This is a genomic window from Pseudomonas sp. KSR10 (assembly GCF_022355455.1).
Taxonomy (GTDB): Bacteria; Pseudomonadota; Gammaproteobacteria; order Pseudomonadales; family Pseudomonadaceae; genus Stutzerimonas; species Stutzerimonas stutzeri_E.
The window spans coordinates 55,132-68,845 of record NZ_JAKOEN010000025.1; the positions used below are offsets into that span (position 1 = coordinate 55,132).

The following is a 13,714-nucleotide window of genomic DNA, read 5'->3' on the forward strand; positions in this document are numbered from 1 at the left end:
GACGTAGGGTGGAAAACTGCGAAGCATTTTCCACGTGGCGCCTGGGTAACTCCGCTGTCTCGACCATTGCGGCGAGGTGGTGAATGGCGGATAAGCTTCGCGTTATCCACCCTACGAAACGCTTCGTGACACCCGATTCGGCAAAACGCGGCCGTCTCGCTGAACTTCCATGTCGCTGTGCGGGCCTCAGATAGACAGGACGCGTCATACCGAGCGGAGGCTCCTCAGTTTGCAAAGGGGAATTATCTAATGTCGGATCACCACACCTACAAGAAGATTGAGATCGTCGGTTCCTCACGCACCAGCGTGGACGACGCAATTCAGAACGGCATCGCCGAGGCCAGCAAGACGCTGCGCAATGTCGAATGGTTCGAAGTCGGCGAAATCCGCGGCCATGTCGAGAACGGCAAGGTCGGCCACTATCAGGTCACCATGAAGATAGGCTTCCGCCTCGCCGACAGCTGATCGTTCAGATCACCGGCAGCGGCTGCAGTCGCCTGCCCGGTGTCGCCTGACGAGTGTCGTCAGGCACCGCTGGGTGTCTGCTTCCGATTGCGCTCGTAACGGCGCAACAGGGGCTGGGTGCTGAGCCCGTGGATCAGGATGCTCAGCGCCACTACCGGGATCACCAGTCGAATGACCTGGTCGGCCTCGTCCGGCAGCAGGCCATGGGTCACCGCGTAGCTCAGGTAATAGAGACTGCCGATGCCACGAATGCCGAACCAGCCGACGGTCATCAGCTGGGTGCGATCCAGGTAACGACGCGGCATCAGCAACCACACGCTCAACGGCCGTATCAGCACGAACAGCGCCAGCGCCAGAGGTACCGCGCGCCAATCCCAGTGCACCGACACCAGCACGCCGAGCATGGTCACCAGCAGCACTTCCAGGCTGCGCTCCAGTTGCCCGCCAAAGGTCAGGATATCGCCCATCATCACTCCGGCCGCCACCTTGGGTTCGGCGATGCGATCGCTCTCCAACGGCAGCTCTCGGGGCGTCATACCGCCTTCGACCATATGCGGCAGCGCATGCGCGATCAGCTCTTCGGATGGTGTTTCGGATCGTTTGGCCACCGAGACTTCGGCGCGCCGCAGGCCAAGCCCGGCGGCGAACACCGCGAGAAACCCCCAAGCCCCTATCAGCTCGGCGCCGACATAGGCGAGGGCGATCAGCGCCAGCGCCAGCGAGTCGTTGGGCGACATTGAGGTATCGACGTAGCGGGTGCGCAGGTAGATCGCCAGCTTGCCGATCAGCTTGCCCAGCATGTAGCCGAACAGCAGCCCGGCCGGAACGGCCCAGACCAGCCGATGCAATGCCCATTCGCCGACCCAGCCCGGCGCCAGCGTCTCTTGCTCGATCAGCAGCAGGCCGAAGACCACGAAGGGGAACGCCGTGCCGTCGTTGAAGCCGGCCTCGCCGGATAGGCCATAGCGCACGTGGTCGCTGTCGCGGGAGTTGTTGACCTGCACCAGGCTGGCCAGCACCGGATCGGTGGGTGCCAGGATCGCACCGGTCAGCACCGCCAGCCCCCAGCTCAGCCCCATCAGGTAGTGACAGACCAGCGCGACACCGGCAATGCAGGCGAGCATCACCGGTCCGGCCAGGATATAGGTGCTCCGCCACGCCGGGTGGCCCAGCGGCATACGTAATTTCAGTCCACTGACGAACAGCGAGACCAGCACCACGACCTCGGTGAGGTGCTCCATCCAGTTGGCGATCAGCAGAAAATCCATCTCCCACAAACCGATGCCGAGTTGCCCGATCAGCAGCCCGAAGCCGAGATAGATCAATGAGGTGGTAACCGGCAGCCAGCGCAGATACGCCGATGCCAGCGCGAGGATCAACAACAGGACGCCGAGGACGGCCATCCATTCGAGAAAATTCATTCAGTCTTCCGCAAACAAGCGTGACGCGCCGAAGTGCGCATGACTGGTGGTTCGATCGGGATGGTTCGATGGGGTTCAGCGGCGTTCGTCGCAGCGTGCGCCTGCTACTGGAGCGGTTCAGTCAAGGCTTTAGGCTTGGGCTTGGGCTTGGCTTCTGGCTCTTTGAGCTTTTTGGCTTTTTGGCTTTTTGGCTCTTGTGGGAGGCCCGCCCTCGGGACGAAGCTTTTGGGCCTTGGCAGGCCTGCGACCTGCATTCGCCGCGGGTCGCGCCTCGCACTGAAGCGGTTCAGTGCGAGGCCCCCGCTTTGTGTTTGCTCAGTCTTTGCGGGCTCAGCGCAGCCCTGCGAGGATGTCGAAGGCATGGTGGCGGTCGGCGGTTTCGTAGAAGTCGCAGGTGAAGATCAGCTCGTCGGCTTGGGTCTGCTCCAGCAGGGTCTCCAGCCGTGCGCGAATCTTCTCCGGTCCGCCGATCAATGCCATACCGAGGAAGCTGCCCACCGCGTCCTGCTCGTGCGGCAGCCACTTGCCTTGCATGCTCTGCACCGGCGGCACCAGAACCAGGCTTTGGCCACGGATCAGCGCGAGGATGCGCTGGTAAGCAGTGGTCGCCAGGTATTCGGCCTGCTCGTCGGTATCGGCAGTCATCAGCGGCACGCCGAGCATCACGTAGGGTTTCTCCAGCACCTCTGAGGGACGGAAGTTCTCGCGGTACAGGCGAATCGCCTCGTGCACGTAGCGCGGCGCGAAATGCGAGGCGAAGGCATAGGGCAAGCCCTTGGCCGCGGCCAGCTGGGCGCTGAACAGACTGGAGCCGAGCAGCCAGATCGGCACGTTGCTGCCGACCCCGGGCATGGCGATCACTCGTTGATTGGGCTGACGCGGGCCGAGCAGCCGCTGCAGCTCCTCGACATCGGCCGGGAAATCATCGGCACTGCCCATGCGGTCGCGGCGCAGCGCGTGGGCAGTGTACTGATCGGCACCCGGCGCGCGGCCGAGGCCCAGTTCGATGCGCCCGGGGTAGAGCGCATCCAGCGTGCCGAACTGTTCGGCGATCACCAGCGGCGCATGGTTGGGCAGCATCACCCCGCCGGCGCCCAGGCGAATCCGCGTGGTACCGGAAGCCAGATAGCCGATCAATACCGAGGTGGCGGCGCTGGCGATGCCATCCATGTTGTGGTGTTCAGCGACCCAGAAACGCTCGAAGCCGAGCTTTTCGACATGCTGCGCCAGGGCCAGCGAGTTGCGCAGGGCGAGCCCGGCGTCGCCGTCATCGCGGATCGGCGCCAGGTCGAGGGTGGAAAAACGGGTGTGTTCGATACGGGACATCGTCTACCTCTATGCTGACGGATGGGTCGCAGCGCGACTCAGTAGCAGTGTTCGGCTTCGGCACGCGCCAGGACGTTGCGTTGTTCGTCGTACAGCCAGCCCTGCGGCGTGAAGCCCAGCGAGCGCGCCTGGAACAGGTAGCGCCGGCCGGGTTGGAAGTCGTCATAGCGGATGACCATGGTACAGCGCAGGTATTGGGTTTCGCCGAACTCGCCCAGTCCGCCACTGCTGATTTCGAATTCGTAACGCGCTTCGAGTTCATGCGCGCCGGGGCCGACCTGGAAATAACGGCCGTCGGGTGTGCGTTTGTCGTCCAGGCGGTCGGACATGAAGATATCGCTGGGTTGGGCGCTCATCTCGACCCAGGCCATCTGGGGATCAGGCTTGGGCAGCGGACCGGCGCAACCGGACAGGCCGGCGGCCAGCAGCAGGGCAAATGGCAGACGCATGGATATTCCTCCGGGCAACCGCAGAGTCAGCTCGTTGCTGGCGGTTGCCTGCTGAGCCTGATCCAGTCGCGACGCTTTTTCAACGCGTCATGACGGTTTCGCGCCGGCGGCTCAGCGACTGGCGACACCGCCGCAGCCGCGTTCGGTCGCCTTGGCCAGTAGCTGATCATGCTGGTCGTAAAGCCGAGCCCAAGGACGGAAGCCGTAGCCGCCGGCGACCAGGCGGTAACGTGCACCCGCATCGAAGCTGTCGTATTCCAGGGTCAGGTGGCAGTTGCGCTCCAGCGCTTGGCTGTCGCGGCCGATATCGGCTGCGCCCACTTCGAAGCGATAGCGCATGCCTAGCTGATGGCTGCCGGGGGCCACCTGGAAGTAGCGATGATCATCCAGCGGCCGTTGGTCCACAGCGATCGCCTTCAACTCGGTTTCGTCGAGCGGGGCCAGCTCGATCCAGGCCTGGTTCGGGTCCGGCTGGGGCATCCACAGGGCGCAGCCGCCAAGGGTGGACAGCACAAGAGCAGACAACAGAATTCGCATGGATAGATCTCCGATCCGCTGGCTCGGCGGCCTGGCTGCAAGGGCACGGCGCCTTCGGTGGTTGGGTGGGCTTCGATGTCGTTGTAGGCTCAGCGCAGCGACCGTGTGGTCTTCTCAGTGCGAGTAGCGTTTGTTCATTTCGAAGCTGAAAACCGCCCTAATCGACAATCGCAACGGGCTTTGGGTTCCGCTGCTGTTGGCCGTTGGTCTGAATGGCTGCAGCACCTATTACGGGCAGCTGGCGGTCGGCCAGCTGGAGCTGCTGCGCCTGCGCGAGCCCATCGCCGGCATCGTCGACGATCCGCAACGCGACCCCCATCTGCGCCAGCGTCTGGGCCTCGCACTGCAGGCCAGACGCTTCGCCAGCCAGGCGCTGGGATTGCCGGACAACGAAAGTTACCGGGTCTATGCCGACATTCAGCGACCCTATGTGGTGTGGAATCTGTTCGCCGCCGAGGCGTTTTCGGTGGCGCCCCTGACCCACTGTTTTCCGATCGCCGGTTGCGTGGCCTATCGCGGGTATTACCAGCCGGGTCGGGCACGGGGCGCGGCGGCACGGCTCCAGGCCGAGGGCTACGACACGCTGGTGACGGGTGTGCAGGCCTACTCGACCCTGGGCTGGTTCGACGACCCGTTGCTCAGCTCGATGCTGCGTTGGGACGATGAACGGCTGGCCGGGTTGCTCTTTCACGAGCTGGCGCATCAGCGGCTCTACGTCGCGGGCGACACGGCCTTCAACGAGTCCTACGCGTCGTTCGTCGAGCGTGAAGGGCTGCGTCAGTGGCGCGTTAGCCGCGGCCTGCCTCCACCGAACGAGACGGCGCGACGCCGTTATGCCGAGTTCAGCCAATTGATGCTCGCGACCCGCGAACGCCTGGCCGAACTGTACGCCTCCGAGCTGAGCGAGGCGGCCATGCGTGCCGCCAAGGCGGAAGAGTTCGTGCGCTTGCGCCAGGCTTACCGTCACCTGCGCGATGATCGCTGGAACGGCGACGATCGCTTCGACCGCTGGATGGCCCAACCGCTGAACAACGCCAGCCTGTTGCCGTTCGGCCTCTACGATCGCTGGGTGCCGGCGTTCGCGGCGCTGTTCGAGCAGGCTGGCGGGGATTGGCTGCGTTTTCATGCGCGGGTCGAGGCTTTGGGGCGCCTGCCAGCCGACGAACGGGTGGCGCTTCTGGAGGCGCTTCGCTGAACGCCCTGCCGCTTCGTTTAAAGCCTTGAGGGGCAAGGCGTCGGGGCTTTTCCCGTTGCGACAGACCCCTGCGCGTTTAAAGGAATTAGCCGCCGCCGCTTGTCGTTTTCTCGCATTTTCGCCCCTATTGGGGCGGAATTCTTTCGCGCTTGCCTCCGTCCATTTTTCAGGCCGTCAGCATTCGCTGACCCGTGATTGAGCCGTGCGTGCAAGCACGACTACCAAGAAAAAAGCCGTATAAACGGAGGCTCCATGGATAACCTAACCGGCATCCTCGACAACAAGGGCACGCCGCTCGACAAACAGAAATTCACCTGGAAGGAAATGGCGGGCAAGCCGATCAGCAAGCTCGACGACGATGCCTTCACTCGCGTGCGGATCATCCTGATGAACGGGGTGGAGACCGACGCGCTACGCATCAAGCATGGCATCGCGCGCATCACCGGCCAACTGCGCGGGCCGCTCGCGGAGATCCGTCGAGTCGAGCAGCACCAGGCCACCATGGTCAACTGGCTGATCTCCGCCGACCACTCGCCGCTGGAAACCACTGTGGCCTATGAGCAAGTCGCCATCGAGGTGACCGCCGCTGTGGCCCAGACCGAGCCCGACCCTTATCAGGCGCAGACCTACCGCTTCGGCTTGCTGGAGGACTTCGATCACCTGTACCGCTACTCGGCGATGCTCGACCGCCTCGAAGGCAAGGATGCCAACAACATCCTGCAGGGCTACACCGATATCGTGCCGGGTCGGCAGACTTCCGAGCATCACCGCCATCCCGATAATGACCTGCGCGACAGCTACGAGAAGGAGCAGGCCGCGCTGATTACCAAGATTCATTGCGCGCTGATCACTGCAGCCGAGTTTCAGACCCACGATTACTACATGAACATCGGCCCGCTGTTCGCCGACCCGCTGGCGCGTCAGCTCTACGCCGAAATTGCCTCGGTGGAAGAACAGCACGTGACCCAGTACGGCTCGCTGGCCGATCCGCAGGAATCCTTCATGGAAAAATGGCTGGTCCACGAAGCCATGGAAGTCTATGCCTACGCCAGCTGCGCCGAGCAGGAAACCAACCCGCGGATCAAGGCCATCTGGGAGCGCTTCCTCGACTACGAACTGGGCCACCTGAACCTGGCCTGCGAGCACTTCAAGAACATCGAGCGCCGCGACCCGGCGGAAATCCTCGGCGGCCCGTTGCCGAAGATGATCGAGTTCAAGAGCCAGCGCGAATTCGTTCGCCAGGTGCTGGCCGCCGAGGTCAACCTGCGCACCAGCGGCACCCAGTACGTCGACAAGAGCCAGGAACCGCAGAACTCACTGGATTATCGCGCTCAGCTCAATAGCGAAGGCATCGCCTCGAACATCGTTTCGGCGGGTTATCAGTGGGCGCCGGGTGGCGAACTCATGCGTATGCGCAAGGTTTCTTGAGGAGAATCAGCATGGCAACTGCAGCGAAATTAGGCTCCAACGTCACCGGCGTACAGATGTCCCCGAAGGACACCAAGCTCCTGCTCGACGCCGTCAACGAAATCCATCCGGACGTACCAGGCGACTCCAAGGGCATCATGCTTGAACGTGCGAGCCGCGCCGAGGAGGCTGACCGCATTGGCTCGGTCCCGGTCCCCGGCTCGGCCAAGGGCATGCTCAAGTCCACCTTCGATATGGCGTTGGGTAAGAGCCCGGAATTGCTGGTCGACAAGCTCGGCGAGCGTCTGGCCTTCGAGCGCAGCGGCGTGCGCCTGTACGACGCGATGATTGCCAAAGCCAAGGCTCTGGATACGGCGGAATCGGATTTGGTGGCGGTGCTTCAGCACATCCGCGACGAAGAGTTCGAGCATATGAACATGGTGGCGGAGGCGATCGAGACACTGGGCGCCGACCCCACCGCGCAGACCCCCTGCGCGGATGTCGCCGCGGTCAAGTCGATGGGCGTGATGCAGGTGCTGACCGATCCGCGCACCAATCTCGCCCAGGGGTTGGGCGCCTTGCTGACCGCCGAGCTCGAGGACAATGCCGCCTGGGAACTGCTGATCGAGCTGGCCGAAGCGGGTGGTCATCCGAACATCGCCAAGGGTTTCCAGAAGGCGAAAGACCAGGAGGACGACCATCTGGTCAAGATCAAGACGCTGATCCGCCGGGACCTGATCGGCCAGATCAAATAGATACGCGTGCGTTTCAAAGCTTTGGCGCGCCCTCGGGCGCGTCTTTTTTATGACATAGCCGTCGGACACATGGCGGTGGCGCTGAGCTGGGATTCATTGCATGGCGGAATTGAACCGAAGTGCAAAGGCTCGCGGTCAAGACCGCTCCTACGGGGTGCAAGCCTTCGTTGTAAGAGGTCAAGACTGCTGTACGGGGTGCAATAGTTTTGTGGGAGCGGTCTCGACCGCGAGCTCTTCAAAGCCAAACAGCATCCCACAAGGGGTAGTCGCCCAGGCGTTTGACCAGTCGCGCCCGTAGCGGAACTACATAGCGAGCGACGGCCTGCAGATCGTCTTCCCCGCGCAACGCCCGGTCGTGATAGCCCGCTTGCCAGAGCGGGCCCGATGTATTGCGCCGGCGATTGATGCCACGCGCGCTGTTGGTTTTTATCCTGCGCATCAACTGCTCAAGCGAGCTGTCGCCCAGCTCGATCAGCCAGTGAAAATGATCTGGCATTACCACCCAGGCCAATGAATTCACCCAACCATCCATGTGCGCCGCCTTGAATTCCGCGACCACCAGCCTGCCAAGCGCGACGTCGCTGAAGACTTGGTGGCGGTCTGATGTGGTTGTGGTGAGCAGATAAAGTTGGCCACGTTGGAAGTGGCGCCCCGCGCGCAAGCGGTTCGAACAGTACATGGGCAATCCTTTGCCGAGGTAAAGACAGGTGTCGGGATAGCTGACCAAATTGCGTCATTCGCGGTCAAGACCGCTCCCACAGGTGTAGCGAATTCCGTAGGAGTGGTTTCGACCGCGAAGGGCGGGCAGGCAGCGTGTTGGTCGGACGCTGTTGTTGCTTTGTGCATCAGGGTGAAGGCAGTCAGCGCTCCCATCAGCCGCTAGCGGGTCGGCAAGATTGGGTGAAAAAAACCGCGGTCGAGACCGTTCCCACAGGTGCAGCGAACTTCTTGTGAGAGCGGTCTTGACCGCGAACAGGCTTGGGATGAGGTGATCAGGCTCCGTCATTTCCTTAATCGTGGCAGGCGCAGGCGAACCCGCAAGGTTGGTTACACTCTGATCCCTGACCCGCCATCCACGAGTGATGCATGAACGACCGCGCGCCACCTGCCAACGCTTCGCCTTTGCCCGCCGTGCTCGCCGGGCCCATGTTGCGCAGGGTGCAAGCAAGGCGGCTAGTGCTCTGGCTGGTGGCCAGCGAGCCGCTGTCGTTGCGCCTGATGTTGCAGCCCGAGGGTGAAACGCCGCGTTCGCTGGCGGTGGAAGGCGAGGCCTGTCGCCTGCTGCGTATTGGCACCTGGGCCTGGTTGCACCTGATAGATCTTCAGCTGGATACGCCGCTGCCCGTCGATCGGTTGATCGAGTACGACCTGCTGATCAGCCACCAGGGGGCCGAACAGGGCATTGCCGAATGGGCGCCGCACCTGCTCCATGCGAGCGCGAGTCGCCCGGCCTTCGTCGTGCGGTCACGCCATGACGACCTGTTGCACGGGTCCTGCCGCAAACCGCACCATCCGGCTGCGGACGGGCTGGTAACGGTCGATGCGTTGATCGCCGATGCGCGCCAGACGCCCGAGCGCTGGCCCGCCGCGTTGTTGATGACCGGCGACCAGATCTACGCCGACGATGTCGCCGGGCCGACCCTGGTGGCCATCCACGCGCTGATCCACCGTCTTGGCCTGTATGGCGAATGCCTGGAAGGTGCGGTTGTCGCCGACAGTGATGAGCTGATGGCGCATCCGGCCACCTACTACCGACGCGAGCAGCTGCTGCCGGCGTTCAAGTCCAACGAGGCGCTGCGCGAACGCTTCTTCGGCGGCGTGGAAAAGCCGGTGTTCACAACCTCCAGCGCACACAATCACCTGGTCTCGCTGGGCGAGGTCCTGGCCATGTACCTGCTGGTCTGGTCGCCGCTGCCGTGGGGGCTGATCGAGCTACAGACGCCACCGCTGGATGCAGATCTGGCCGAGCGCTGGTCCAACGAGGCGCACTGCATCGAAGGCTTCCGAGCGGGCTTGCCAGAAGTCGCGCGGGCATTGGCGCATCTGCCGTCGTTGATGATCTTCGATGACCATGACATCACCGACGACTGGAATCTCAGTGCGCGCTGGGAGCAGACCGCCTACGGCCATCCCTTTTCGCGGCGCATCATCGGCAACGCACTGCTCGGCTATCTGCTTTGTCAGGCGTGGGGCAACGATCCTGATGCCTGTGTCACTTCATTGGACGCGGTCGAGGCGTTGCTGGCCAGCGGCGAAGATGGGCGACTCGATTGCGGCCTGCACGATCAGGTGGTGGATGAGGTGCTGCAGCGCGGCGACTGGGGCTATGTGCTGCCCAGCGACCCAGCATTGGTGGTGCTCGACACACGTACTCGACGCTGGCGCAGCGAGCGTAACCTGAGCAGACCTTCGGGCTTGATGGACTGGGAGGCGCTGACCGATTTTCAGCAGGAACTGCTCGATCATCGTTCGGTGATCATCGTTTCGCCGGCGCCGATGTTCGGCGTCAAGCTGATCGAGACCGTGCAGCGCGTGTTCAGCTGGGCTGGACTGTCGCTGCTGGTCGACGCGGAAAACTGGATGGCCCACCGCGGCGCGGCGCAGGTCATGCTCAACATCTTTCGCCATACCCGCACGCCGGGAAACTACGTGATCCTGTCCGGCGACGTGCACTATTCCTTCGCCTATCAGGTGCACGTTCGCGGCCGAGCTGAGGGCCCCAGGCTCTGGCAGATCACCAGCAGCGGCGTGAAGAACGAATTTCCGCGACGGCTGCTGGATCTGTTCGATCGGCTCAACCGCTGGCTTTACTCACCGCGCTCGCCGCTGAACTGGTTCACCAAGCGTCGTCGCGTGCGCGTCGAGCCCTGGCTGCCGAGCCGCAGCCAGTCCGGCGAGCGGCTGTGGAACGGTGCGGGGATCGGGCGCGTGCGGCTGGATGCCGAAGGCCGGCCGTCGCGGGTCGAGCAGCTCAACGCCGATGGCTCGCCGCCGGTTACCTTTGCACCCGAGCGCGACCAGAGGCCCTAGCCGAACGCTGCGCGCAGTTCCGGCAGCGTGGCGTAGTAATACGCGGGTGATTGCGCCATGAGCTCGGCATGGCTGCCAAAGCCGTAACCCACCGCCGCCGCCTTCATCCCATTGCTGTGAGCGCCGATCAGGTCGTGCTTGCGGTCGCCGATCATGAGTGTCTGCTCTGGATCGAGCCGTTCTTCGGCGATCAGGTGGGCAAGCAGTTCGACCTTGTTGGTGCGGGTGCCGTCCAGTTCGCTGCCGTAGATGACCTTGAAATGGTGATCGAAGGCGAAATGCCGGGCGATTTCGCGGGCGAAGACCGAGGGTTTCGACGTCGCGACATAGAGCGTCCGGCCTTGACCGCGCAGGTGTTCGAGCAGCTCCAGCACGCCGTCGAACAGCAAATTCTCGTACAGACCGACCGTCTTGAAGCGCTCGCGGTAATGCCCCACCGCTTCCCAGGCGCGCGCCTCGTCGAAGCCGTAGAACTCCATGAACGCCTGCAGCAGCGGCGGCCCGATGAAGGGCTCGAGCTTGGCCAGGTCCGGCTCGTCGATCCCCAGCTGCGCCAGCGCATGTTGGATCGAACGGGTGATGCCTTCGCGCGGGTCGGTGAGGGTGCCGTCGAGGTCGAAGAGGAGGGTGGACTGGTGCATGGCAGCGGCTCGCTCGGCTGGATGGCTGCCAATTGTCCCGTACCGGGCGCCGATCGGGCAAACCCGGGTCGATTCAGCGTGCCGCGACCTGCAACCGACGGGCGAGCGCGTGCGCGGCGTTGATGTCCTCTTCGATCAACCCGCCGAGCCAGTCCATGAATGCTTGTACCCGTCGTGGCAGATTGCGCCGGTGGGCATACAGCAGCGATGCGCTCATCGGTGCCGGCACGTGATCGGGTAGCACCAGTTGCAGCTCGCCGCGATCGAGCGCTTCGCGGACGCCGGCGAGCGGTACCTGAATCAGGCCAAAGCCGTCGAGACAGGCCTGTTTGTAGCCGTCGCTGTTGTTCACCGTCACCCGGCCCTGCATCGGCAGGCACATCGGCTTGCCGTCTTGCAGATATTCGAAGCCCGAGGAGCGCGCGCCGAGCACCGAGACGTAGTGCACCAGTCGGTGATGGGCGAGGTCTGCCAGGGTCTGCGGGATGCCGTGGGTGCGCAAATAGGCGGGGCTCGCGCAGTTGACCAGCGGATAGCGGCCGAGCCGGCGCGCGACCAGACCCGAGTCGGCGACTTCGCCGATGCGCAGCACGCAATCGAAGCCCTCACGCACCAGATCCACCAGCCGGTCGGTGGCGCTGACTTCGATTTCCAGGGCCGGGTGCCGGTCTAGAAACTCGCCCAGACGGGGCATCACCAGGTTGCGCGCCAGAGCGACTGGCAGGTCGATTCGCAGGCGGCCCTTGAGCGTGCTGGCTTCGCGAAACAGCCCCTCGACCTCCTCGACCTGATCGAGCATGTCGCGGCAGCGTTCATACAGCAGCTGACCATCCTGGGTCGGTTGAACCCGCCGTGTGGTGCGTTGCAAGAGGCGCGCGCCGAGGCGTTGTTCCAGGGCGCGGATCTGTTCGGAAACGGTGGAGCGGGGCAGGCCGAGGCTATCGGCCGCGCCGGTGAAGCTGGCCAGCTCATAGACCCGGACAAAGGTGCGCAACAGATCGAGCAGGTTCATCGGCGGCTTCCAGATTGGTCGGATTAAGCGAATAGTTTATCCAGGCCTTACTGATTTATCCGACGCCAGCTGACAAATACAGTGGCTCCGTCATTTACCAGACGGGAGACTCATCATGAAAGGCAAAATCGCCCTGATCACCGGCGCCAGCCGCGGACTCGGCCGCAGCGCGGCATTGCATCTGGCTGCCGAAGGCGTCGACGTGATTGGCACCTACCACAGCAAGGTCGCCGAAGCACAAGCGGTAGCCGACGAGATCGACGGCCTCGGTGCGCGCGCCCTGATGCTGCAACTGGATGTGAGCGCCAGCGCCAGCTTTGCCGGTTTCACCGAGCAGTTGCGCGCGGCGCTGCCCGAACGTTTTGGTCGGCAGGACATCGATTTTCTGGTGAACAACGCCGGTGTCGGCGAGCACGCCAGCTTTGCCGAGACCAGCGAGGCGCAGTTCGACCTGCTGGTGAACCTGCACCTGAAAGGGCCGTTCTTCCTGACCCAGAGCCTGTTGCCCCTGATCGCCGATGGCGGGCGCATCCTCAACGTCTCCAGCGGCCTGGCCCGTTTCGCGCTGCCGGGCTATGCGGCCTACGCCACCATGAAGGGCGGTATCGAGGTGCTGACCCGCTACCAGGCCCGGGAGCTCGGCGCGCGCGGCATCCGCGTCAACGTGCTCGCCCCCGGTGCGATCGAAACCGACTTTGGCGGCGGTGCGGTGCGGGACAACGCTGACCTGAACGCCTTCGTCGCCAGCAACACGGCGCTCGGGCGCGTCGGTCAACCGGACGACATCGGCCTGGCCGTGGCCGCGTTGCTCGGTGAGGGGGGGCGTTGGATCACCGGTCAGCGCATCGAGGCATCGGGCGGAATGTTCCTCTGACGCAGCCAGGCGAGCCGGTGCACCGCGCACCGGCTCGCCTGTCAGATACCAACGCCCTCTGCTAGATGCTGGTTCTTCAGCTTCACGTAATTGCCAGCGGTGTAACTGAAGAAGCTGCGCTCCTTGTCGGTCAGCGGGCGCGCCTGCTTGGCCGGGCTGCCAACGTAGAGGTAACCGCTTTCCAGCGTCTTGCCTGGCGGCACCAGGCTGCCAGCGCCGATGATCACTTCGTCCTCCACCACCGCGCCATCCATCACGATCGAACCCATGCCCACCAAGATGCGACTGCCCAGGGTGCAGCCGTGCAGCGTGACCTTGTGCCCGACGGTGACTTCGTCGCCGATGGTCAGGGGATAGCCGTCCGGGTTGTAGGGCCCGGCGTGAGTGATGTGCAGTACGCTGCCGTCCTGGATGCTGCTGCGTGAACCGATGCGGATGCGGTGCATGTCCCCGCGGATCACGGTCAGCGGCCAGACGGAGCTGTCCTCGCCGATCTCGATATCGCCGATCAGCACGGCGCTGGGATCGACGAAAACTCGCTCGCCCAGTGCCGGCGTGTGTCCCTGGTAGGTTCGGATGCTCATGCGTTGCTCCTGTAGGCG

General features: G+C 63.7%; 14 protein-coding genes. 6 read left to right on the forward strand and 8 right to left on the reverse strand.

Annotated elements, in window-relative coordinates; genetic code table 11:
* Window positions 1–249: 249 nt before the first annotated feature.
* Complete coding sequence (locus MCB86_RS22255) at window positions 250–465, forward strand: dodecin (RefSeq protein WP_045160030.1); 216 nt, start codon at window positions 250–252, stop codon at window positions 463–465.
* A gap of 59 nt (window positions 466–524) precedes the next feature.
* On the opposite strand, the gene MCB86_RS22260 is transcribed toward MCB86_RS22255, so the two are convergent.
* The 4 genes from MCB86_RS22260 to MCB86_RS22275 form a co-directional block, all read right to left on the reverse strand.
* Entirely contained in the window at window positions 525–1,886 is a 1,362-nt protein-coding gene (locus MCB86_RS22260) for a cation:proton antiporter (RefSeq protein WP_045160031.1), read from the reverse strand.
* 330 nt (window positions 1,887–2,216) lie between these two features.
* The gene (locus tag MCB86_RS22265; protein WP_045164401.1) at window positions 2,217–3,212 is read right to left on the reverse strand and encodes an LLM class flavin-dependent oxidoreductase; all 996 of its coding nucleotides are present in this window, start codon (window positions 3,210–3,212) and stop codon (window positions 2,217–2,219) included.
* Between the two features lie 38 nt (window positions 3,213–3,250).
* Complete coding sequence (locus MCB86_RS22270) at window positions 3,251–3,661, reverse strand: hypothetical protein (protein ID WP_045164402.1); 411 nt, start codon at window positions 3,659–3,661, stop codon at window positions 3,251–3,253.
* A 111-nt stretch (window positions 3,662–3,772) separates the two neighbouring features.
* Window positions 3,773–4,198, reverse strand: coding sequence for a hypothetical protein (locus MCB86_RS22275; protein ID WP_239612187.1), 426 nt, complete (start codon window positions 4,196–4,198; stop codon window positions 3,773–3,775).
* Between the two features lie 136 nt (window positions 4,199–4,334).
* On the opposite strand from MCB86_RS22275, the gene MCB86_RS22280 reads away from it, so the two are divergent.
* From MCB86_RS22280 to MCB86_RS22290, 3 genes are all read left to right on the forward strand, one after another.
* Complete coding sequence (locus MCB86_RS22280; RefSeq protein WP_239612251.1) at window positions 4,335–5,393, forward strand: aminopeptidase; 1,059 nt, start codon at window positions 4,335–4,337, stop codon at window positions 5,391–5,393.
* A 252-nt stretch (window positions 5,394–5,645) separates the two neighbouring features.
* A complete protein-coding gene (locus MCB86_RS22285; RefSeq protein ID WP_045164404.1) occupies window positions 5,646–6,821 on the forward strand; it encodes a hypothetical protein in 1,176 nt (391 codons plus the stop codon).
* Window positions 6,822–6,832: 11 nt separating this feature from the next.
* On the forward strand, window positions 6,833–7,555 hold the full coding sequence (locus MCB86_RS22290) for a ferritin-like domain-containing protein (RefSeq protein WP_045164405.1): 723 nt from the start codon (window positions 6,833–6,835) through the stop codon (window positions 7,553–7,555).
* Between the two features lie 235 nt (window positions 7,556–7,790).
* On the opposite strand, the gene MCB86_RS22295 is transcribed toward MCB86_RS22290, so the two are convergent.
* Window positions 7,791–8,234 carry a transposase gene (locus tag MCB86_RS22295; RefSeq protein WP_239612188.1) on the reverse strand — a complete coding sequence of 148 codons (444 nt, stop codon included), beginning with the start codon at window positions 8,232–8,234 and terminating at the stop codon, window positions 7,791–7,793.
* A 407-nt stretch (window positions 8,235–8,641) separates the two neighbouring features.
* Between MCB86_RS22295 and MCB86_RS22300 the strand changes: the two genes are divergently transcribed.
* Complete coding sequence (locus MCB86_RS22300) at window positions 8,642–10,585, forward strand: alkaline phosphatase D family protein (protein WP_239612189.1); 1,944 nt, start codon at window positions 8,642–8,644, stop codon at window positions 10,583–10,585.
* On the opposite strand, the gene MCB86_RS22305 is transcribed toward MCB86_RS22300, so the two are convergent.
* Both MCB86_RS22305 and MCB86_RS22310 read right to left on the reverse strand, forming a co-directional pair.
* The gene (locus MCB86_RS22305) at window positions 10,582–11,226 is read right to left on the reverse strand and encodes an HAD family hydrolase (RefSeq protein ID WP_239612190.1); all 645 of its coding nucleotides are present in this window, start codon (window positions 11,224–11,226) and stop codon (window positions 10,582–10,584) included. The two genes, MCB86_RS22300 and MCB86_RS22305, sit on opposite strands and share 4 nt — an antisense overlap.
* A gap of 73 nt (window positions 11,227–11,299) precedes the next feature.
* A complete protein-coding gene (locus MCB86_RS22310; protein ID WP_239612191.1) occupies window positions 11,300–12,238 on the reverse strand; it encodes a LysR family transcriptional regulator in 939 nt (312 codons plus the stop codon).
* A 115-nt stretch (window positions 12,239–12,353) separates the two neighbouring features.
* Here MCB86_RS22310 and MCB86_RS22315 point away from each other — a divergent pair, with 115 nt between their 5' ends.
* Window positions 12,354–13,112 carry an SDR family oxidoreductase gene (locus tag MCB86_RS22315; RefSeq protein ID WP_239612192.1) on the forward strand — a complete coding sequence of 253 codons (759 nt, stop codon included), beginning with the start codon at window positions 12,354–12,356 and terminating at the stop codon, window positions 13,110–13,112.
* A gap of 41 nt (window positions 13,113–13,153) precedes the next feature.
* On the opposite strand, the gene MCB86_RS22320 is transcribed toward MCB86_RS22315, so the two are convergent.
* Complete coding sequence (locus MCB86_RS22320) at window positions 13,154–13,696, reverse strand: gamma carbonic anhydrase family protein (RefSeq protein ID WP_239612193.1); 543 nt, start codon at window positions 13,694–13,696, stop codon at window positions 13,154–13,156.
* Between the last annotated feature and the right edge of the window lie 18 nt (window positions 13,697–13,714).